The organism is Rhodoplanes sp. Z2-YC6860, from assembly GCF_001579845.1.
Lineage (GTDB): Bacteria > Pseudomonadota > Alphaproteobacteria > Rhizobiales > Xanthobacteraceae > Z2-YC6860.
Window position 1 is genome coordinate 6808311 of sequence record NZ_CP007440.1, and the last position, 19599, is coordinate 6827909.

Sequence of the window (19599 nt, forward strand, 5' to 3'; positions counted from 1 at the left end):
ATTCTAGATATTTGCGTTTGATCGGCCGACGCATGCACAGACGGCCAACTCGCACGTCCATTACCGCTGGGGCTCATTCGCGGGATCGTAGATCGCAGGCATTCGACATTTTGCCGAATGTCCGTTGATCACCGTCAACGCCAGTGCCGCGTTGATCGGCTCGAGGGCGAGTTGCCGCAACCGGCGAAGCCATACTCGGCACGAGGTCCCAGTTTTTGACGACGTCTTACTCGACAAACCTGCTGCGAACCGAGATCAAGAGACTACGATCGCCGGCCATCTCCTGGCCACGGACGTGGACGTCATTCCGTGCAACAATTTTTGTTCTTGATTTGTTCTTACATCTAGCGTAGGGATCATTCCGTCTTGCAGTGTCGAAGGCGTCGTCGATCGCGACGCCTGACAACGGAGCAAGATGCGGCCGCCGCAACGCGGACCGCGGATGGAGCGCCAGGAGGCGTCGGGCTCTTCGCACGGGCCCGCGCGCCCCGGGACCCCCACTGCCCTCACAGCATTGGGTCCCGGAAGCTCGGCGCGCAGGCCGGCCGATCGCAAGGCTGGCCTGACGGAGCCTCGCAAGCTCCGTGGCGCCTCCCGGCGCTCCATTCCTCTCCCGTTCGGGAGAGAGAAGGAAAACAGGGAGACGGGCGCATCCGGGCGTCCGAAAACAAAACCCCGGGCCAGCGGAGCGTTGGCTGCAACACCAAGCTACCGGCGATCGCCCGAATGACGGCACCAAGACACCGCTATTAACCGGCCGGTAACCATACACCCGGCAAATATTGCCGGGGAGTTCTCAGCATGAGCGATGTCACTGCCTCCGGATCCGCGCCCGCGAGCTCGTCTTCGGGCGGGCTAGACCTGTCCGGACTCCGCAAGATCGGTGACCTGCTCCGGCGCGGCGACATCACGCTCGCGCTCGGCGTTCTGACCATCCTGGTGGTCCTGATCCTGCCGCTGCCGCCGATCGTGCTCGACCTGTTCCTGGCGGTCTCGATCACGCTCTCGGTGCTGATCCTGATGACCTCGCTGTTCATCCAGGCGCCGCTCGAATTCTCTGCCTTCCCGACCGTGCTGCTGATCTCGACGATGCTGCGGCTGTCGCTGAACCTGGCGTCGACCCGCCTGATCCTGTCGCACGGCCACGAGGGCACCTCCGCCGCGGGTCACGTCATCGAAGCCTTCGGCAACTTCGTGATGAGCGGCAACTTCGTGATCGGTATCATCGTGTTCACGATCCTGGTCATCGTGAACTTCGTGGTCATCACCAAAGGTTCGGGCCGTATCGCCGAAGTGGCGGCACGCTTCCACTTGGACGCCATGCCCGGCAAGCAGATGGCGATCGACGCCGATCTCAGCGCCGGCCTGATCGACGAGAAGGAGGCGCGGCGCCGCCGCACCGAGCTCGAGGACGAAAGCGGATTCTTCGGCGCCATGGACGGCGCCTCGAAGTTCGTGCGCGGCGACGCGATCGCGGGCCTGCTGGTCGTGTTCATCAACGTCATCGGCGGCATGATCATCGGCATCGCGCAGCAAGGCTTGAGCTTCGCCGAAGCCGGCCGCACCTACACGCTGCTGACCGTCGGTGACGGCCTCGTCACGCAAGTGCCGGCGCTGATCGTGTCGACCGCGGCGGGCCTGCTGGTTTCCAAGGCCGGCATCTCCGGATCCGCCGACAAGGCGCTGATGGGTCAGCTGTCCGGCTATCCCAAGGCGCTCGGCATGTCGGCCGCCGTGATGATCGTCATGTCGCTATTGCCCGGCATTCCGATGATCCCGTTCCTGATGCTGGGCGGCGGCGCGGGCGCGCTCGCCTACATCATGGACAAGCGTCACAAGGCCACGGCCGAGGCCGCGACGCGCCAGGCCGCCGCGGAAAAGCTCGCGGCCGCGCCCGATGAGCCGATCACCGCCGCGCTCAAGATCGACGACCTCAAGATCGAGCTCGGCTACGCGCTGCTGCCTCTCGTCAACTCGCCGGACGGCGGCGACCGGCTGACCGAGCAGATCAAGGCGCTGCGCCGCTCGCTCGCGATCGAGATGGGTTTCGTGATGCCCGCCGTGCGCATCCTCGACAACGTGCAGCTCGAGGCCAACAGCTACGTCATCAAGATCAAGGAGGTCGATGCCGGCACCGGCCGGATCTGGCCGAACCAGTACATGGTGATGGACCCGACCGGCGCGCAAGTGAAGCTGCCGGGCATCCACACCACCGAGCCGACCTTCGGCCTGCCCGCGACCTGGGTCGACGTCTCGCAGAAAGAAGAAGCCGCGATGAAGGGCTACACGGTGGTCGATGCGGCGACCGTGATGTCGACGCACCTCACCGAACTGCTCAAGGCCAACACCGCGGAGCTTCTGTCCTACGGCGAGGTCCACAAGCTGATCAAGGAACTGCCGAAGGAGCAGGCCGATCTCATCAAGGACATCTCGCCCGCGCAGATCACGGTGTCGGGCATCCAGCGCGTGCTGCAGATCCTGCTCGGCGAGCGCGTCTCGATTCGCGACTTCTCCGGCATCCTCGAAGGCATCGCCGACGCGCTGTCGTTCACCCGCAATCCGACGGTCATCGCCGAGCACGTGCGCACCCGCCTCGCCCGCCAGCTCTGCGCCCAGCACACCACGCCGGCCGGCTACCTGCCGCTGATCGCGCTGTCGGCGAAATGGGAGCAGAACTTCGCCGAGTCGATCGTGGGTCAGGGCGACGAGCGCAGCCTCGCGATGCAGCCCTCGAAGCTGTCGGAGTTCATCACCGCGGTCCGCGAACGGTTCGAGGACGCCGCCCGCGAAGGCGAGGCGCCGGTGCTGGTCACCTCGCCGGCGGTGCGGCCGTTCGTGCGCAGCATCGTCGAGCGCTTCCGCGCCCAGACCAGCGTGCTGTCGCAGTCGGAGATCCATCCCCGGGCCCGGCTCAAGACGGTCGGTAGCATCTAAACACCGTCTCCTGGAACCATTTGAAAATACAAAGGTTTCCCGCCGCCCGGGCCGCTGACCTGCCGGTTCGATCAACGAAATGTGAGCGGGGCTTGGAACTGTGGCAGCGGTCACTAGTTGACTGTGCGACAGCCGCAACGGGAGGGCCGGCACATCATACCCCAGGGGTTAGGGGTGGGAGTGCTGACCCATGTCCGGAGCGGAATCGTTAAGCGTCGGTAACCGTCTTTTATAAGCCCCTGAAAGTGCAGACTAACCGGGTTTATAAGCGGATCGACGGTAACGGGTGGTGGTATTGAACCTTTAAGAGGCGTTGTCCGACAACAGGGTAATTTCGGAGAAGCGTCATGAACAACTACACGCTGAGCACTGCTGATCGCCTCACGCACATCAAGATCGTGGCTGTGTCGCTGATCGCTGGGATCGCCGTTGTCGGCGTCGGCATCGCGGCCCGTCCAGAACTTCCCGACATGAGCACGAGGCTCGAAGCCCGCGCGCCGGTTTTGAAGCCCGGCAAGCCGGTGGTCTGGACTCGCGCGGACGACGTCACGATCCGCTAACCCATTCCGACACGTCAAAACACAGCCGGTCGCGCGCCATCAGGCGCGCGATTTTTTTTGGCAAGCCGAAACGTCAATGCCCGGCCATTCGCCGGGCATTGGAAGTTCGTGACGTGTGAGATCAGGCCGTGCGGGTGCTGCGCATGAGGCCGATGGCGTCGAGCTCGGACTGCTCGAAGGCGGCTTCCGCCGCGCGCTCGCGCATCTGGTCGCGCTCGTCGAGCAGCTCGACCTTCTTCAATTCCTCGAAGGCCTCGGCCAATGCGTCCTTGGCATCGTTGAGCTGCACGCGCAGCTCGTCCGCCGAATTCTTGAGGTTCTCGCGGCGCTGGATCGCAGCCTTCGCGTAGGTCGGATAAGCAAAGTGGCTCGGATCGTGAATGTTGGCACGATCCTGTTCGGTCTTGATCTCGCGCTCGAGCTCGGTCGCCATCCGATCGAACTCTGCGATCATGCCTTCAATCTGCATGACCTTTCGGCGCTTTTCGTCGACCTGGAACTTCTTCAGACGAATGAGCGTATCGCGTGACTTCATCGACTCTTACTCCCCCGAAGCCGCGAGGACGTGGCAAACAGGCCCAACGAACCCCAAACAGCGGGCAACCAAGTCGACTGTGCCGCGATAACGTTAGTTTTCGGTTTCCAGCCTGCCCGCAATGGTAGGGAAGCCGGTTTTTCTGTGATCTGCACAGTAAGCCCTTGCTTCTCAAGGCTTTCCGGCTTGCGGCGCCGGCGCCATGCCGAGGATCTCGGCAAGCCTCTGATAACCATCCAGGAGGCTCGTGCATTCGTCCTTGTACTGGCCGAGGAAGGCCTCGAGCGGTGTGTGCAGGCCGATCGCCTCGTCGACCTCGAGGCTGGAGCCAGGACGGTAAGCGCCGAGCCGGATCAATTCCTCCATATCGGCGTAAGTCGCCATCACCTTGCGGGCGCGGGTCAGCACATCGAGAAAATCGGGATTGGCCGACTTCGGCATCGAGCGCGACACTGACTTCAGCACGTTGATCGCGGGATAGCGGCCGCGCTCCGCGATGGCGCGCTCCATGACGATATGGCCGTCGAGGATCGAGCGCACCGCGTCCGCGATCGGCTCGTTGTGATCGTCGCCTTCGACCAGCACCGTAAAGATGCCGGTGATGCTGCCGTCTGCCGAGCCCGGTCCGGCACGCTCCAGCAACCGCGGCAGTTCGGCGAACACCGTCGGTGTATAGCCTTTGGCGGTGGGAGGCTCGCCGGTGGCAAGACCGATTTCGCGCTGCGCGATGGCGAAGCGCGTGACCGAGTCCATCAGGAGCAGCACCTGCTGGGCCTGGTCGCGGAAGTACTCGGCGATCGAGAGCGTGAGATAGGCCGCCTGACGGCGCATCAGCGCCGGCTCGTCGGAGGTCGCGACCACCACGACCGAACGGGCCAGGCCCTCCTCGCCCAGATCGTCCTGCAGGAATTCCTGCACCTCGCGGCCGCGCTCGCCGACCAGGCCGATCACCGACACGTCGGCCACGACGTTGCGGGCCATCATCGAGAGCAGCACCGACTTGCCGACGCCGGAGCCGGCGAAGATGCCCATGCGCTGGCCGTGGCAGCAGGTGATGAAGGTGTTGAGCGCGCGGACGCCCAGATCGATCGGCGCGCCGACCCGCCTCCGGGCATGCGCTGCCGGCGGCGGCGCCTTGAACGGATAAGGCAGCGGCCCCGACGGCAGCGGACCCTTGCCGTCGATCGGCTCGCCCATGGCATTGACGACCCGGCCGAGCCAGGCGCTGGTCGGCCGGACCGCGGCGCGGACCGCGGAGACGACCGCGCGGCAGCCGCGCCGCACGCCTTCCAGCGTCGCGAACGGCATCAGCAGCGCATGACCGCCGGAAAAGCCGACCACCTCACAGGGAATTGGCGCACTCTGCGTCTCGATCACGACCCGGGCGCCGACCGACATAGTATGAAGAGGCCCCGCCACCTCGACCATCAGCCCCCGGACCCCAACCACCCGGCCGTAAACCTCGTTTCCGTCCAGTTCCTCGATCTGTTCGAGAAGTGCCCTCATAAAAGATGGCCTTTTGGTAACGTTTTGAGGCTCGTATTAACCGCCTGTTTACCCGCGTCGTTAATCATTACGTCACCGTCGTTGGGATTAAGGCGACGCTCATCCCGCCAGGACGGATGGATGAGTCTCGAGAGTCGGTTGGACCCGATTCTTAATGTGGAGTCTGAACGGGACCGTGGCGAAAAAACCACTCTCGGGCAACATCTTAAGGCGATTCGGCCGAATCTGGCCAGCCAATGGTTGCGACCCGGAAAAAGGTTTTGTTAACCATATCCTTGTTAAGCTTCCGAATCGTTTGTCCCAAGGCGTTTTCACGGGCCGCCCCTGCGGCGCCCCAGGTTTGAGCCCGCAGCGGCGAAGAAGGGGTTTGGCATGCGCGTTCTGCTGATCGAGGACGATAGCGCCACTGCGCAATCGATTGAGCTCATGCTCAAGTCCGAGAGCTTTAACGTCTACACGACGGATCTCGGCGAAGAGGGCGTCGATCTCGGCAAACTCTACGACTACGACATCATCCTGCTCGACCTGAACCTGCCGGACATGTCCGGCTTCGAGGTTCTGCGGTCGCTGCGGGTCTCCAAGGTCAAGACTCCGATCCTGATCCTGTCCGGCCTCGCCGGCATCGAGGACAAGGTGAAGGGCCTGGGCTTCGGCGCCGACGACTACATGACCAAGCCGTTTCACAAGGACGAGCTGATCGCGCGCATCCACGCGATCGTGCGCCGCTCCAAGGGTCATGCGCAGTCGGTCATCAACACCGGCGACCTCACCGTCAATCTCGACCAGAAGACGGTGGAAGTCTCCGGCGCCCGCGTGCACCTCACGGGCAAGGAATACCAGATGCTGGAGCTGCTTTCGCTCCGCAAGGGCACGACGCTGACCAAGGAGATGTTCCTCAACCATCTCTACGGCGGCATGGACGAGCCCGAACTCAAGATCATCGACGTGTTCATCTGCAAGCTCCGCAAGAAGCTCGCGAACGCCTCGAACGGCAAGAACTACATCGAGACGGTTTGGGGCCGCGGCTACGTGCTGCGCGAGCCGAGCGAGTCCGACGAGCGGATTCCAGCGTAACGCCGCGAAGGCGGAACGCTCCGAAAAGAAAAAGCCCCGCCGCAAGGCGGGGTTTTTGTTTGCGGCGTCCAGGCGAGACCCAATCAAGAAGCTTCGGGCGATCGCAGCGCGGTCCGGCATTCCCGCCGCAGCGTGTCCAGAAAGGTGCCGAGTGCTTTCGACACCACCGGCATCCGGGTGATGACGCCGATATGCGGCAGACGTCCGGAAAGCTTGATCGGCAGCACCGCAAGCTCGCCGCTGCGCGTATAGCCGAGCGACGCCTCGTAGGTGATGACGCCAATCATGTCGGTCTCCGACACCACCGCCTGAACCAGCCGGAATGACGTGGACTCGATGGCCGGGACCGGCGGCGCCAGTCCGAGATCGGTGAATTCGCGCTCGATCGCCGCACGGATGGGCGCGCCGCGCGGCGGCAGGATCCACGGATAGGCCAACAGATCGGGCCACGACGGCCGCCGCTTTCGCGTCAGCGGATGCGATGGGCTCGCCACGATGGCGATCGGCAGCTGGATCAGCTTCTCGATGTGCAGATCACGTTCCCCGGTGCCGGCATCGAGGCGGCCGATCACGCAATCGATCTCGCCGCGGCGAAGTGCGCTGAGCATGACGTCGCGCGTGCCATCCTCGATCTGAACCGCAAGCCCGGGCGCGGTCTTGCGCAGCGCCAGGAGCGTGGTGGAGAGAAGCCGCGCCTCCGCAACCGGCAGCACGCCGACACGGACGCGGCCGGCAACGCCGCGCGCAATCGATGCAATCTCGTCCCTGGCGTTCTCGAGATCGTTGAGCACGAGTTGCGCGCGTCCGATCAGCGCCTGGCCGCATTCGGTCGGGATGACCCCGCGCCGGCTCCGTTCGAACAACGGCGCGCCCAGCGTGTCCTCCAGTTCTCCGATCAGCTTGCTGATCGCCGGCTGACTGAGATGCGCTTCGCGCGAGGCGCGCTGCATGCTGCCGGTCTTGGCAACGGCGAGGAAGACCTGGAGATGGCGCGTCTTGAGCGAGAGGGACATCGGCAGATATTCCAATCCGTGATCACCTGATGCCATAAATCTATTTTTGATTATCGCATTTGTCTCCTATCGTTTTCCGGTTCCAAGGGAGATGGCGATGCGGATCATCCTGCTCGGCACTGGGGCTGCCCTACCCGACCCGGACCGTTGCCACACCTCGATCCTGCTGACGCTGAACAACGGCCGGCACTTCCTGCTCGACTGCGGCCATGGCGCGACGCGGCAGATGATGCGCGTCAACGTCAATCCGGCCGACGTCGCGCATCTCCTGCTGACGCACCTGCACCACGATCACGTCTGCGAACTGCCGTTTTTCGTGATCTCGAGCTGGATTCTGAGCCGGCCCGGCGCGCTCGACATTCGCGGACCGCAAGGCACGAAGCAGCTCGTGAGCCACCTGTTCGAGGGCGGCGCCTTCGACGCCGACATTCGGGCCCGCTCGGCCTATCCGGTGCGGCAGGCGAACATCGACGCGGTGCGGCCGAAGGTGACCGAATACGAGGCCGGCGTGATCTTCGAGGACAACGACATCAAGATCACGGCCGATCATGTCGATCATATTCCGCCGGAAATCTCGCAATGCTTCGGCTTCCGCATCGAGGCCGAAGGCAAGATCGTGACCTTCAGCGGCGACACGGCGCCCTGCGACGGCATCACGCGGCTATCGCGCGACGCCGATCTGCTGATCCATGAATGCACCTTCACGGAAGCCTTCATCGAGCATCGGCGGAAGTCGCAGGTCGGCACCTTCTCGCACACCAGCCCCAGCGAACTCGGCCAGCTTGCCGTGGACTGCCGCGTCAAGCGGCTGGTCGCCACCCACATCGGCCACGTCGATTCGTTGAGCCCGGTGCTCAAGCGCGCGGCGGTCAAGCACATGCCGGTCGATCTGATGGGACCGCAGCAGATCGACGAATTCGTCCGCGACATCCGCCAGACCTACGGCGGGCCGCTGCAAATCGCCCATGACCTGATGAGGATCGACCTCTAGGAGGGAAAGCAATGCTCCCGAGATTTTCGATTGCACTGCTATTGCTCTCGCTCGTCGTTGCTCCCTCGCTCGCTCAAACGGTGACCGTCGTCGTTCCAACCGGCGCGGGCGCCGCGCCTGACCTTCTGGCCCGAAAGGTGGGACAAGACCTCGCGCCCAGGCTTGGCAACTCCTTCGTTGTCGAAAACCGGCCGGGTGCTGCAGGGATGATCGGCGCCACCACCGTTGCGCGTTCTTCACCGGACGGGCACACGCTCCTGCTCGCCTGGGACGGCATGATGGCCGTCAACCCGGCGCTTTATCCGCAGATCAACTACAACCCGCAAACGGACTTTCTGCCCATTGCCGCGCTCGGCCGTGTCGAGTTCGTATTGGTCGCGCATCCTTCGTTTGCGCCAAACACGCTTGCCGAACTGATTGCGGCGGCAAAGGCCGCGCCCGCAAAGTTCAACTATGGGTCGGCGGGCGTGGGAGAGGTTCACCACATCGCGATGGCCGCGCTCGCCGCGCAGGCCGGCATTCAGCTGACCCACGTACCCTACAAAGGTGGCCCGGCCGAGCTCAACGACATCATGGGTGGCCACGTGCCATTTGGCTTCATCGGTCTGACGCCGGCGCTGCCGCTGCTGAAAAGCGGAACGATCAAGGCGATCGCGGTGCTGGGGCAGCGGCGTTCAGAGCATCTGCCCACGGTCCCGACCGTCGCGGAGACATTGCCTGGATATTCGATCGAAGGTTCATGGCTGGGGCTGTTCGCGCCGGCCGGAACGCCAAGTGAAGTCGTTCAACGGCTGAATTCGGAAACGAACAAACTGATCAAGGAAAGGCAGTTCATCGATTTCGTGGTTGGCCAAGGCATGGTGCCGATGGAATTGAGCGTCGCGCAATTCGCGGAATTGATCCGGTCGGACACCGCGAGATTTCGGGACATCATCACCAAACTTGGCATCCATATCAATTGATGACTGTTCGAGCGTCATGACCATGTCGACACGCCGATCGATGGTGCTATTGGGCCTTGCCCTGGTCGCGGGCCTGTCACGAGCGTCGGCCGCGGAATTTCCCGAGCGGCCGATCACCGTCATTATTCCTTACGCGGCCGGCGGTGCCGGCGACACGATCACCCGTCTCCTGTCGCCCGTCATCGAGCGAGAACTCGGGCAGCCGCTCGTCATCGACAACCGCCCGGGCGGCGGCGGAATGATCGGCGCGCAGGCCGTAGCCAAAGCAGCGCCGGATGGCCACACGCTCATGGTCGGCGCAGCCAACAATTTCGTCATCAATCAGTTTCTGTTTCCGAAGGTGTCGTTCGATCCGCTGACGGCGTTCACGCTGATCACCAAGATCGCGGACGTGCCCTCGGTGCTCTATGCAAGCCTCTCCGCGCCATCGACACTCGCAGAGTTCATCGCGCGGGCGAAGGCCAATCCGGGGAAGCTCAGCTACGCCTCGCCTAGCGTCGGAACGACGCCGCATCTCGCCGTCGAACGGTTGAAGCAGCTGACCGGCATCGATCTGGTGCATGTGCCCTATCGCGGTGCGCCGCCCGCCATGCAGGCGCTGATGGCTGACGAGGTGCAGCTTTATCTGGCCGGCTGGGGCGTCGGCAAAGCCCAGGTCGAAGCGCGGCGCGTGCAGGCTCTTGCGGTCGCGAGCCGCGAACGCGTGCCGAGCGTGCCGCTGCCCACCGCCATCGAAAGCGGCGTACCGGACTATGTCGCGTCGAACTGGTGGGGGCTGGCTGCGCCGCGTGGAACGCCGCAGCCGGTCATCGACAGGATTCACCGTGCAGCCTTGGCAGCGCTGGCCGATCCGACGATCCGCCAACGCCTGGACGATTTGGCTTTCGTGCCGGCCGGCGACGCACCGCAGAAATTCCTCGACGATTGCAAAGCCGAAGCCAAGGTCTGGGGCGAGACCATCAGCCGCGGCAAGCTCGCGATCGAGTGAGAGCGTGGCCTACTTCGCGTCATGAAAGATGATCCCAAGCGTGTGCCGGCGGCCCTCGCGGACGCGGCTGACGCCATGGCGCATGTTAACCCGATAAGTGCCGCGGGTGCCCTGCACCGGCCGGTGATGAACCGGAAAGATCACGATCTCGCCCTGCGAGAGTGGCACCACCTCGGCGCGCGATTGCATCCGCGGACGCTGTTCGGTGAGCATGAATTCGCCGCCCGCGAAGTCGTCGCCCGGTCGCGACAGCAGCACGGTCGCCTGTAACGGAAAAACATTCTCGCCATAGAGGTCCTGGTGCAGACAGTTGTAGTCGCCCGGGCCGTATTGGAGGAGCAGCGGCGTGGGCTTGGGCTGACCGGCCTTGTGGCAGCGATCGAGATAGCTGCCGTGGCCGTCCGGATAACGGACCTCGACGCCCATCGTCTCGTTCCAGCGATTGGCGACCGTTGCGAGCCGCGGATAAAGCGCGGTGCGCAGCTCCGCGATGACCCCTGGCAGCGGATAGGCGAAATATTTGTACTCGCCGCGGCCGAAGCCGTGCCGCGCCATGATCACCCGGCTGCGAAATGGCTCATCGGCGGGATAAAGCGCGGCGAGTGCCTCGCATTCCTCGGGCGTCAGCAGCGGCCCAATGACGGCACAGCCATGGGCGTCCAGTTCGCCGGCGATCGCGCTCCAGTCGAGCGCTCCGACGCGCTCGGAAATAACAGACGCGGATGCGTTCTTGCGGCTGGCGACGGTGGCTCGCATGGCATTTCTCCCTCGATGGCCCCGAACTTGGCAATCCGGCCGGCCCGTCGCCACCCGATTCCCGCGGATTCACATGCCCCGAGGCTCGACCGCGACGCCCCGCTTCGCTAGAAAATTTGCGGGTTTGGGAGGGAAACTATGAAACTGACTGTGCGTGGCGTCCGCAGCGTCGAGATCGAAATGAGCGAGCCGCAGCGGGCCGCCGATTTTTACAGCCGCATTTGGAATCTGACCGAGGTGGCGCGTGACAACGGCTCGTTCTGGTTTCGCGGCACCGGGCATTGCCATCACATCCTCGCCATTCACCCCGCGACCAAAGGCCCGGCGATCCGCCGCCTGGTGTTCGACGCAGCGAACAATGACATCGTTCAGTCTCTGCATGCCAAGGTGGCATCGAGCGGGTGCACCGCAGAAGCCCCGCATGCCTTGTCGGGCCAGGGCGGCGGCTATGGCTTCGGTTTCGTCGACGTCGAAGGCCGCAATCTCGCGGTGGTGTGCGGTGAGCGCGATCACGCCGACACCGCCGACGTTCGCGACCGACCGCGCAAGATCGCACACGTCAATCTCAACGCCGCGCAACTCGAGAGGAGCAACGCATTCCTTTCCGACGTGCTGGGCTTCCGCAAGGTCGACCACAGCGGTCCTCTGCACTTCTTCCATTGCGACAGCACCGACCATTCTTCGATGGTGATGGGCGCGGCGGCAACGCCGACACTCAATCATGTGTCGTTCGAATTGCCTGACCTCGAATCCTGCATGCGCGGCGGCGGCCGCATGCGCGACGCTGGCTATCCGATCGAATGGGGGCCGGGACGGCATGGGTCCGGCAACAACGTGTTCTGCTATTTTGCGGGTCCCGAGGAATTTCCGATCGAATACACCGCCGAGGTGCTGCAGATCGACGACAGTTACGAATTCCACGGCCCGGAATACTGGAAGTGGCCGCCCGGCCGACTCGACCAATGGGGCATCACGCCGCCGCACACGGCGCGCTGGAAGCGGATTCAGGATCTGATGCTGTTTCCGGCGGGGCAGCATCGGTTGTAAGCGGGCCGCATACTCCGCTGTCATTCCGGGGCAGTCGCGTAAGCGAGCGAACCCGGAATCCAGACAAACACGAGTCTTTGCTTTTCTGGATTCCGGGTTCACGCGCTGCGCGCGTGCCCCGGAATGACAGCCTGCCTTAGCGCTTACCGTCAGCGGTGATCTTCGAGGCCACCATCTCGTCGATCTCGGCCTTCGCGTAGCCGAGCTCGCCCAGGATCGCGACGCTGTCGGCGCCGAGATACGGCGCAGGCGTCTGCTCGTCACGAAGCCCTGCCGAAAACTTGTTCGGATTGTTGAGCTCGTACTTGGTGCCTTCCACCGGATGATCGATCTTGCGGAAGAAGCCAACGTCGTTGAGGTGCTCGTCCTCGGGCAGCGTGTCGATCGAGTGCACGCGGCCGGCCGGCACATCGGCCTTCTCCAGAATGTCGAGCCATTCGGCCGAGGTCTTCTGCTTCAGGCCTTCGGCGCGGATCGAGAAGTATTCGCGGACGTTGGCGTAACGCGCCTTCACGGAATTGAACTTCGGATCGGTTTTCAGTTCCGGCCGGCCGATGGCGTCGAACATCGCAAAGGCCTGGCCGTCGGTGTTGGCGGAAACGCAGATCCAGCCGTCTTTCGTCGCGATCGGCTGCGCCAGCGGATCGAGCACGCGGCGGTCGCCCCAGTCGCCAAGCGGCGGCACGAACGTGTGGTCGCCCATGTGCTCGACCAGCACGAAAGTCGCGGCGTTCTCGAACATCGGCACTTCGATGGCCTGCCCCTCGCCGGTCTTCTCGCGATGGAACAGCGCCGCCAGAATGCACTGCGTCGCGATCAGCCCAACGGTGTGGTCCATCATCACCATCGGCACGAACTTCGGCTCCCCGAAGATGCGCGCGTTGCAGGCGGCAACGCCGGACATGCCCTGGATGATCGAGTCATAAGCCGGCCGCTCGGCATAGCGGCCATCGCGGCCGAAGCCCATCAGGTTGCAGACGATCAGCCGCTTGTGCCGGGCACGCAGCGCCTCGGTGCCGAGACCAAGTCGCTCCAGCGCCGCGGGGCGGATGTTGGCGATGAACACGTCGGCGGTCTCAAGGAGCTTGTGCAGCGCCTCCATCGCCTTCTTCTGCTTGAGGTCGAGCACGATCGACCGCTTGTTGCGGTTGAAATGCGTGAACTTGCCGGAGAGCTGTCCGCTCTTGGAGCGGCCGCCGAGCGTGCGCAGCAGATCGCCGCCGGGCGATTCCACCTTGATGACCTCGGCGCCGTAGTCGGCGAGGAACAGCGTCGCCGTGGGCCCCACGACAACCGTCGTCAGATCGACGACGCGAATTCCGGCAAGCGGTCCACCACTCATAACGACAGTCTCTTGTTACTTTTTGTTGAGCGAAATATTGACGCGGTAGTGCACGCCGCCTTCAGGACTCGACGCCCAGGTCTCGACGGTGTCGCCGGCCGCGCGGCTGTTGAGCAGCACGGTCTGGCCCATGAACAGCGGCGCCATGGCGCGCGCGTCATAGCCCGCGATCGTACCGGCGAGCTTCGGCCGTGCCGCCTCGACCAGCATGAGCGCCGTGAGCCCGCCATTGATGACGAGCGCCGGATAGCCCTCGATCTCGCGCGCATAAGGCAGGTCGTAATGGATGCGGTGGGCGTTGTAGGTCAGCGCCGAATAGCGGAATAGCTGCACCGTGTCGGGCGTCCATTCGACGGTGTGGTCGGCCTGCTCGGTCGCGGCCTTGGGCTTGGCCTGCTGCGCGGGCTTCGCCGCGCCATCGGCCGCGGCGGTCGCGTCCTCGCGATAGACCAGATCCTGTTCTTCGGTGACCGCAACACCCGATCCGGCGCTGATCTCATGCACGATCGTCACCAGGACGAACGAGCCGGTGCGGCCGGTCTTGGGCTCGACATTCCGAATGGTCGAGACACGCTCGACCATATCGCCGACCTTGAGCGGCTTGTGAAACGTGGCCCTGCGGCCGGCAAACATGCGGCGCGTGTTGTGCAGCGGCGGCAGCAGATCGTCGCCCGTTTTCGGATGGCCGTCGCGGCCGATAATGCTCTGCCGGGCGGTCGGCCCGAACAGAATGGCGTACCAGGCCTCCGGCAATTCGACGCCGCGGCGGTACGGGCTCGGGTCCTGGTCGAGCAGCGCGGCGAGCCGCCGCACCGAGCCGGTCGACAGTTCGTCATCCTCGCGCCTGCTCCGGCCAAGCCAGTCCTTCAGCTTCGCGGTCTGATCGAGCATGGGCGCTCCTGAGCTCTGCCGTTTTCCGGCTTGTTTCGCCGGCTCCGATTGGTCATTGATTGCCGCGCATAAATGGCAAAGTGACGCCGAAACACAAGGCATAAATCGTCATCGCTGTCGGCCAGTCAAAAAGACGGAGTGATAACGTGATCCGGTCCCTGCTCTACGTTCCGGCGAGCGCCGAACGCTTCATCGCCAAGGCCCATGAGCGCGGCGCCGACGCCATCATCCTCGATCTCGAGGACGCTGTGGCACGCTCCGAGAAGGCGTCGGCGCGGGCGAAGCTCCCGGACACCGTGAAGCGGGTCGGCCAGAACGGGGCGAAAGTGTTCGTCCGCATCAATGCCGATCTCGATATGATCCGGCTCGACGCTGAAGCGGCCTGCCGGGCCGGCGCATTCGGTCTGTTTGTTCCGAAAGTGCAGACGCCGGTGACCTTGCAGGAGCTCACGGCCCTGCTCGACAGCGTGGAGCGGAGCATCGGCCGTGAAAAGACCGTGCTGGTGCCGATGCTCGAGGATGCCGGCGCGGTGTTCGACGCCCGCATCATCGCCAAGGCGACGCCGCGGGTGTTCGCGCTGATCACCGGCGGCGAAGACCTCGCCACGGCGCTCGGCGCCGAGCCGACGCCCGAGGTGCTGACGCCGCCGAAGCTCCTGGTGCACTACGCCGCCAAAGCCACCGGCGTGCTGTCGTTCGGGCTCCTTCGCACCGTCGCCGACTACAATGATCTCGCCGGGATCGAAAAGTCAGTGCGTGAGGCGCGGATGCACGGTTTCGACGGCGCGAGCTGTGTGCATCCGGCCGTGGTGCCGCTCCTCAACAAGGGCTTCTCGCCGAGCGACAAAGAGGTCGAGACCGCACGCCGGATCGTTGCAGGCTACGACGATGCGCTCGCCAAGGGGCTCGGCGCCATCGAGCTCGACGGCAAGATGATCGATGAACCGGTCTATCAGCGCGCCAAGGCGCTGCTCGCGAGAGTGCTCAAATGAAAGCGATCCAGATCAGCCGCACCGGCGGTCCCGAGGTGCTGGAACCGGTCGAACTGTCGACGCCCTCGCCCCGCCCGGGCGAGGTGCTGGTGAAGGCCACCGCCATCGGCGTGAATTACTTCGACACCATGATCCGCACCGGCCGCTACCGCTGGATGCCGAAGCTTCCGTTTGTCTTGGGCAATGAGATGAGCGGCACGGTCGCGGCGCTGGGCGCGGGCGTCACGACGCTCAAAGTCGGCCAGCCGGTGTTCGTCGCCGGCTACGAGATCGGCAATCGCGGCGGGCTCTATGCCGAATATGCCGCCGTGCCGGAGAAAGCGGCCTGGCCGCTGCCGGAGGGGCTCGGCGCGGAGGCCGCGACCGCACTGACCAACTATCAGCTTGCCTTCATTCTGCTCCGTCACGCCGCGCGCGGCGTTTCGCCGAACACCGTCGTGGTCTACGGCGCGGCCGGCGGCGTCGGCTCGGCGCTCATCGATGTCGCCAAGCTTGCCGGTGCGACCGTGATCGGCACGGCCGGCTCGGACGACAAATGCGCCTTCGTGACAGCGCGCGGCGCGGCGCACGCGATCAACTACAAGACCGAATCCGTGGTCGAGCGCGTGCTGGCGCTCACCGACAATCACGGCGCCGACATCGTGTTCGATCATGTCGCCGGCAAGGCCTTCACCGACGGGCTGAAGATGGTCGCGCCGCTCGGCATGATCGTGTCCTACGCGGTGCTGGGCGGCATGCCGGAGACCGACCTGTTCAAGGAGATGCGCGCCAACATCGAGCGGAGCCCGGCGGTGCGCTGCTTCACCATGCACACCTATGACCACATGGAGGCGCCGCGCCGTGAGGCCATGGCGCTCGCGGTCGATCTGCTCGGCAGCGGCAAGGTGATGCCGGCGATCGCCGCGCGTTTTCCGCTCGCAGAGGCGCGCCGCGCCCACGATCTGATCGAGGCGCGCAGCGCGGCCGGAAAGATCGTGCTGGTTCCTTGACGACGATCAGCCGCGCGAGCCGGCCAAAGCCGGCTCCGGTGCGCTGAAGCTCACCACATTGCTCGGCGCAGCGCTGGCGTTCGACTGCGCATAGAGCCCGCGCTTGTCGGCAATCAGCTTGAAGCGGCTGGTCAGCCCCACCACGGTCTCGGCGCCTCCGAGCACCAGATAGCCGTCGCGTTCGGTGACGCTGGCCAGGCGATCGAGCACGGCCGATTTGGTGGCCTGATCGAAATAGATCAACACGTTGCGGCAGAACACCAGGTCGAAGCGGCCGAGGTGCGAGAAATCGTCGAGCAGGTTGAGCGGCATGAACTTCACCATGCCGCGGATTTCCGGTGCGATCTGCCACATCTCGCCGATCTGCGAGAAGTATTTGATCAGCATCAGTGCCGGCAGGCCGCGCTGCACCTCGAACTGGGTATAGATGCCGGCCTTGGCCTTATCCAGAACCTCGTTCGAGAGATCCGTCGCAAGAATTTCGACGCGCCAGCCCCTCAGTTCCTTGCCCATTTCCTTGAGACTGATGGCGAGCGAATACGGCTCCTGACCGGTGGATGCGGCGGCGCACCAGATGCGAATGCGGCGGCTGCCCTCACGCGCTGCCTTCAGGGCCGGCAGGACTGTGTCGCGGAACTGCTCGAACGGCAGCTTGTCGCGGAAGAAGAAGGACTCGTTGGTGGTCATCGCCTCGACCACCTCGACGGTCAGCGCCTCGGCGTCAGGCCCCTTCAGCTTCGCAACGAGACCGGTGAGATTGAACAGGCTGTGCTTGCGCGCGATCGGCATCAGCCGGCTTTCGACGAGGTAGTGCTTTTCCGGCGCGAGCACGAGGCCCGAGCGGGCCTTCAGAAGCTTGCGGATGAAATCATAATCCGACGGGGTCATGGCTTGGCCCCCAGAAACATGCGCACGACCTTGGGCGCAATCTGGTCAAGCGGCAGCACGGCCGAGCAGACGCCGGCATGCACCGCCGAGCCGGGCATGCCCCAGACCACGCTCGTCGCCTCGTCCTGGGCGATGACGCTGCCGCCGGCCGCGGCGATCGCGGCGGCGCCGTCGGTGCCGTCGGTGCCCATGCCGGTGAGGATCACCGCGAGATTCCACGAACCCCAGACCTCGGCGGCCGATGCGAACAACGGATCGACCGCGGGCTTGCAGAAATGCACCGGCGGCCCGTCATCGAGCACGATCATCGCGGTGCCGTCGCGGCGCGCCACCCGCATGTGCTTGCCGCCCGGCGCGAGATAAATCGTGCCGGCCAGCACCGGCTCGCCATCGATCGCCTCGCGCACCGGCCTGGCGCCGGTCCGCGACAGATGCTCAGCCAGGATGGTGGTGAACGTCGGCGGCATGTGCTGGGTGACCAGCACCGGCGCGGTGTCGGTGACGGCGTCCAAATGCGAGACGATCTTGGTCAGCGCCTGCGGTCCGCCTGTGGACGAACCGATCAGCAGGACGCGCGGCGGCACCGGTGCAAACGGACGCAGCTTGAGCTGACCGGAAACGGTCTCATCCGCATCGGCGGTGCGCCATTTGACGGCGCGCTGCACCGCGCCCCCGAGCCGCCGCGTCGCCGCATAGGTGGTGCGCCGCGCATAGGGCGGCAGCGGCGGCCGCGAGCGTTTGCGGTGGCCGAGCGCCTGGATCTTGGCGATCAGATCGCGCTGGAACGCCACCGACGTCATCACGCCGCCTTCGCCGGTCGGCTTGGGGATGTAATCGGCGGCGCCGAGCGACAGCGCCTTCAGCGTAACCTCGGCGTGGTCACGCGTCAGCGCCGACGCCATGATCACGATCAGATCGCGGCGGCGCTCCAGAAGCCTGGGCAGCGTCGAAATGCCATCGAGTTCGGGCATCTCGATGTCGAGCACCACCACATCGGGCCTCGTGCGGTCGAGTTGCTCGATCGCCTCGCGGCCGTTGCGCAATGCCGCGACGAGCCTCAGGTCCGGCGTTTCCTCGATCCAACGCGACAGCAGGCTGCGCACGACCACGGCGTCATCGACGACCATCACGCGGATCTGGTCGGATGTCGCAACTTGCGGTGCGCCTGACGGGGCCGGGACGGCGGCGTTCATGTCGACGCCTCACTCTCAACGCGACTGAAACAATGCAACGGGACGGGCCAATCCGGTCAGATCAGCCCGACCTCCTGGAACTTCGCCTCGACAATCTCCTTGTCGAACGGCTTCATGATGTACTCGTTGGCACCGGCATGCAGCGCACGGGCAATATGCGCCACGTCGTTCTCGGTGGTGCAAAACACGACCTTCGGCCGGTCGCCGCCCGGCATCCGGCGCAGCGCCTTCAGGAATTCATAGCCGTCCATCTTCGGCATGTTCCAGTCGAGCAGGATCGCATCTGGCAGTCCGCGCTGACACGCGCCGAGCGCCTGCTCGCCGTCCTCGGCCTCGGTGATCTGGAATTCCATGCCTTCCAGGATGCGGCGGGCCACCTTGCGAATAACGCTCGAGTCGTCCACGACCAGACACGATTTCATGACGCTTTACTCCTTTGGTCTCTCTTGTTGGCCCGCTCGCGGAATCATGCGGCCGCGGCCCCGCTTCGGATGTCGAGCACGCAGTCGACGTCGAGCACCACCAGAAGCTGGCCCTCGAGCCGGTAGACGCCGGCGGCGACACGCGCCAGCCGGGGATCGAGATTGGCGGGCTTGGCCTGACACTCGCTGTCAGGCAGCGCCATCACCTCGCCGACAGCGTCGACGAGAAGACCGTAAGACTCGCTTTTGAACTCGATGCCGATCGCCATCACCGGCTGGCCCGGCGTCTGGGCGCCGAGATCGAGCCGCGAGCGCATGTCGATCGCGGTCACCACGCGGCCACGCAGGTTGAGGATGCCGGCCACCTCCGGCGGCGCGAGCGGCACCCGCGTCAGACGGTCCGGCACGAACACATCCTGCACCCGCGCGATCGGCAGACCGAACAGATGGTCGCCGATCGTCACGGTGACGAATTCGGTGGTGGATGCGCCTGCGGTGTTGCTCTGCGCTGACATG

General features: G+C 64.6%; 19 protein-coding genes. 9 read left to right on the forward strand and 10 right to left on the reverse strand.

The window, feature by feature from the left end; all coding sequences use genetic code 11:
- The first annotated feature begins 801 nt into the window (after positions 1 to 801).
- A complete protein-coding gene (flhA, locus tag RHPLAN_RS31780) occupies positions 802 to 2934 on the forward strand; it encodes a flagellar biosynthesis protein FlhA (protein WP_068027075.1) in 2133 nt (710 codons plus the stop codon).
- A 347-nt stretch (positions 2935 to 3281) separates the two neighbouring features.
- Complete coding sequence (locus RHPLAN_RS31785; RefSeq protein ID WP_068027078.1) at positions 3282 to 3494, forward strand: hypothetical protein; 213 nt, start codon at positions 3282 to 3284, stop codon at positions 3492 to 3494.
- A 121-nt stretch (positions 3495 to 3615) separates the two neighbouring features.
- Here RHPLAN_RS31785 and fliJ read toward each other — a convergent pair whose 3' ends face one another.
- Complete coding sequence (gene fliJ / locus RHPLAN_RS31790; RefSeq protein WP_068027081.1) at positions 3616 to 4029, reverse strand: flagellar export protein FliJ; 414 nt, start codon at positions 4027 to 4029, stop codon at positions 3616 to 3618.
- A gap of 171 nt (positions 4030 to 4200) precedes the next feature.
- The gene (fliI, locus tag RHPLAN_RS31795; protein WP_068027084.1) at positions 4201 to 5535 is read right to left on the reverse strand and encodes a flagellar protein export ATPase FliI; all 1335 of its coding nucleotides are present in this window, start codon (positions 5533 to 5535) and stop codon (positions 4201 to 4203) included.
- A 372-nt stretch (positions 5536 to 5907) separates the two neighbouring features.
- On the opposite strand from fliI, the gene ctrA reads away from it, so the two are divergent.
- Positions 5908 to 6609, forward strand: a complete 702-nt coding sequence (gene ctrA, locus RHPLAN_RS31800) for a response regulator transcription factor CtrA (RefSeq protein WP_068027087.1) — start codon at positions 5908 to 5910, stop codon at positions 6607 to 6609.
- 83 nt (positions 6610 to 6692) lie between these two features.
- Here ctrA and RHPLAN_RS31805 read toward each other — a convergent pair whose 3' ends face one another.
- A complete protein-coding gene (locus RHPLAN_RS31805) occupies positions 6693 to 7622 on the reverse strand; it encodes a LysR substrate-binding domain-containing protein (protein WP_198164593.1) in 930 nt (309 codons plus the stop codon).
- 97 nt (positions 7623 to 7719) lie between these two features.
- Between RHPLAN_RS31805 and RHPLAN_RS31810 the strand changes: the two genes are divergently transcribed.
- The 3 genes from RHPLAN_RS31810 to RHPLAN_RS31820 are packed head-to-tail and all read left to right on the forward strand — an operon-like array spanning position 7720 to position 10563.
- The gene (locus RHPLAN_RS31810; protein ID WP_068032142.1) at positions 7720 to 8613 is read left to right on the forward strand and encodes an MBL fold metallo-hydrolase; all 894 of its coding nucleotides are present in this window, start codon (positions 7720 to 7722) and stop codon (positions 8611 to 8613) included.
- An 11-nt stretch (positions 8614 to 8624) separates the two neighbouring features.
- Complete coding sequence (locus tag RHPLAN_RS31815) at positions 8625 to 9575, forward strand: Bug family tripartite tricarboxylate transporter substrate binding protein (protein ID WP_084245999.1); 951 nt, start codon at positions 8625 to 8627, stop codon at positions 9573 to 9575.
- Positions 9576 to 9597: 22 nt separating this feature from the next.
- Positions 9598 to 10563, forward strand: coding sequence for a Bug family tripartite tricarboxylate transporter substrate binding protein (locus RHPLAN_RS31820; protein WP_198164594.1), 966 nt, complete (start codon positions 9598 to 9600; stop codon positions 10561 to 10563).
- A 9-nt stretch (positions 10564 to 10572) separates the two neighbouring features.
- Here the strand turns inward: RHPLAN_RS31820 and RHPLAN_RS31825 are convergent, their stop codons facing one another.
- Entirely contained in the window at positions 10573 to 11319 is a 747-nt protein-coding gene (locus RHPLAN_RS31825) for a 2OG-Fe(II) oxygenase (protein ID WP_068027100.1), read from the reverse strand.
- A 138-nt stretch (positions 11320 to 11457) separates the two neighbouring features.
- Between RHPLAN_RS31825 and RHPLAN_RS31830 the strand changes: the two genes are divergently transcribed.
- Positions 11458 to 12366 carry a VOC family protein gene (locus RHPLAN_RS31830; protein ID WP_068027103.1) on the forward strand — a complete coding sequence of 303 codons (909 nt, stop codon included), beginning with the start codon at positions 11458 to 11460 and terminating at the stop codon, positions 12364 to 12366.
- 136 nt (positions 12367 to 12502) lie between these two features.
- On the opposite strand, the gene RHPLAN_RS31835 is transcribed toward RHPLAN_RS31830, so the two are convergent.
- Together RHPLAN_RS31835 and RHPLAN_RS31840 are read right to left on the reverse strand one after the other, a co-directional pair.
- Complete coding sequence (locus RHPLAN_RS31835) at positions 12503 to 13708, reverse strand: CaiB/BaiF CoA transferase family protein (RefSeq protein WP_068027106.1); 1206 nt, start codon at positions 13706 to 13708, stop codon at positions 12503 to 12505.
- Between the two features lie 15 nt (positions 13709 to 13723).
- Complete coding sequence (locus RHPLAN_RS31840) at positions 13724 to 14599, reverse strand: HTD2 family dehydratase (RefSeq protein WP_068027110.1); 876 nt, start codon at positions 14597 to 14599, stop codon at positions 13724 to 13726.
- Between the two features lie 146 nt (positions 14600 to 14745).
- Between RHPLAN_RS31840 and RHPLAN_RS31845 the strand changes: the two genes are divergently transcribed.
- Together RHPLAN_RS31845 and RHPLAN_RS31850 are read left to right on the forward strand one after the other, a co-directional pair.
- Positions 14746 to 15591, forward strand: a complete 846-nt coding sequence (locus RHPLAN_RS31845) for an HpcH/HpaI aldolase/citrate lyase family protein (protein WP_068027113.1) — start codon at positions 14746 to 14748, stop codon at positions 15589 to 15591.
- The gene (locus tag RHPLAN_RS31850; RefSeq protein ID WP_068027117.1) at positions 15588 to 16580 is read left to right on the forward strand and encodes a quinone oxidoreductase family protein; all 993 of its coding nucleotides are present in this window, start codon (positions 15588 to 15590) and stop codon (positions 16578 to 16580) included. The genes RHPLAN_RS31845 and RHPLAN_RS31850 overlap by 4 nt, the downstream gene beginning before the upstream one ends.
- A gap of 6 nt (positions 16581 to 16586) precedes the next feature.
- On the opposite strand, the gene RHPLAN_RS31855 is transcribed toward RHPLAN_RS31850, so the two are convergent.
- The 4 genes from RHPLAN_RS31855 to RHPLAN_RS31870 are packed head-to-tail and all read right to left on the reverse strand — an operon-like array spanning position 16587 to position 19598.
- Positions 16587 to 17468, reverse strand: coding sequence for a CheR family methyltransferase (locus tag RHPLAN_RS31855; protein ID WP_068027120.1), 882 nt, complete (start codon positions 17466 to 17468; stop codon positions 16587 to 16589).
- Entirely contained in the window at positions 17465 to 18661 is a 1197-nt protein-coding gene (locus RHPLAN_RS31860) for a protein-glutamate methylesterase/protein-glutamine glutaminase (RefSeq protein ID WP_068027127.1), read from the reverse strand. The genes RHPLAN_RS31855 and RHPLAN_RS31860 overlap by 4 nt, the downstream gene beginning before the upstream one ends.
- 56 nt (positions 18662 to 18717) lie before the next feature.
- Positions 18718 to 19083, reverse strand: coding sequence for a response regulator (locus RHPLAN_RS31865; protein WP_068027132.1), 366 nt, complete (start codon positions 19081 to 19083; stop codon positions 18718 to 18720).
- Positions 19084 to 19127: 44 nt separating this feature from the next.
- Complete coding sequence (locus RHPLAN_RS31870) at positions 19128 to 19598, reverse strand: chemotaxis protein CheW (protein WP_068027135.1); 471 nt, start codon at positions 19596 to 19598, stop codon at positions 19128 to 19130.
- Position 19599 lies beyond the last annotated feature (1 nt).

What these genes read in the sequence shown, in the direction of transcription:
- fliI (WP_068027084.1), bottom strand. Translation starts at nt 5,535, where the DNA reads ATGAGGGCACTTCTCGAACAGATCGAGGAACTGGACGGAAACGAGGTT.
- fliJ (WP_068027081.1), bottom strand. Translation starts at nt 4,029, where the DNA reads ATGAAGTCACGCGATACGCTCATTCGTCTGAAGAAGTTCCAGGTCGAC.
- RHPLAN_RS31785 (WP_068027078.1), top strand. Translation starts at nt 3,282, where the DNA reads ATGAACAACTACACGCTGAGCACTGCTGATCGCCTCACGCACATCAAG.
- RHPLAN_RS31810 (WP_068032142.1), top strand. Translation starts at nt 7,720, where the DNA reads ATGCGGATCATCCTGCTCGGCACTGGGGCTGCCCTACCCGACCCGGAC.
- RHPLAN_RS31820 (WP_198164594.1), top strand. Translation starts at nt 9,598, where the DNA reads ATGTCGACACGCCGATCGATGGTGCTATTGGGCCTTGCCCTGGTCGCG.
- RHPLAN_RS31825 (WP_068027100.1), bottom strand. Translation starts at nt 11,319, where the DNA reads ATGCGAGCCACCGTCGCCAGCCGCAAGAACGCATCCGCGTCTGTTATT.
- RHPLAN_RS31870 (WP_068027135.1), bottom strand. Translation starts at nt 19,598, where the DNA reads ATGTCAGCGCAGAGCAACACCGCAGGCGCATCCACCACCGAATTCGTC.
- ctrA (WP_068027087.1), top strand. Translation starts at nt 5,908, where the DNA reads ATGCGCGTTCTGCTGATCGAGGACGATAGCGCCACTGCGCAATCGATT.
- RHPLAN_RS31830 (WP_068027103.1), top strand. Translation starts at nt 11,458, where the DNA reads ATGAAACTGACTGTGCGTGGCGTCCGCAGCGTCGAGATCGAAATGAGC.
- RHPLAN_RS31850 (WP_068027117.1), top strand. Translation starts at nt 15,588, where the DNA reads ATGAAAGCGATCCAGATCAGCCGCACCGGCGGTCCCGAGGTGCTGGAA.
- RHPLAN_RS31805 (WP_198164593.1), bottom strand. Translation starts at nt 7,622, where the DNA reads ATGTCCCTCTCGCTCAAGACGCGCCATCTCCAGGTCTTCCTCGCCGTT.
- RHPLAN_RS31835 (WP_068027106.1), bottom strand. Translation starts at nt 13,708, where the DNA reads ATGAGTGGTGGACCGCTTGCCGGAATTCGCGTCGTCGATCTGACGACG.
- flhA (WP_068027075.1), top strand. Translation starts at nt 802, where the DNA reads ATGAGCGATGTCACTGCCTCCGGATCCGCGCCCGCGAGCTCGTCTTCG.
- RHPLAN_RS31815 (WP_084245999.1), top strand. Translation starts at nt 8,625, where the DNA reads ATGCTCCCGAGATTTTCGATTGCACTGCTATTGCTCTCGCTCGTCGTT.
- RHPLAN_RS31865 (WP_068027132.1), bottom strand. Translation starts at nt 19,083, where the DNA reads ATGAAATCGTGTCTGGTCGTGGACGACTCGAGCGTTATTCGCAAGGTG.
- RHPLAN_RS31855 (WP_068027120.1), bottom strand. Translation starts at nt 17,468, where the DNA reads ATGACCCCGTCGGATTATGATTTCATCCGCAAGCTTCTGAAGGCCCGC.
- RHPLAN_RS31860 (WP_068027127.1), bottom strand. Translation starts at nt 18,661, where the DNA reads ATGAACGCCGCCGTCCCGGCCCCGTCAGGCGCACCGCAAGTTGCGACA.
- RHPLAN_RS31840 (WP_068027110.1), bottom strand. Translation starts at nt 14,599, where the DNA reads ATGCTCGATCAGACCGCGAAGCTGAAGGACTGGCTTGGCCGGAGCAGG.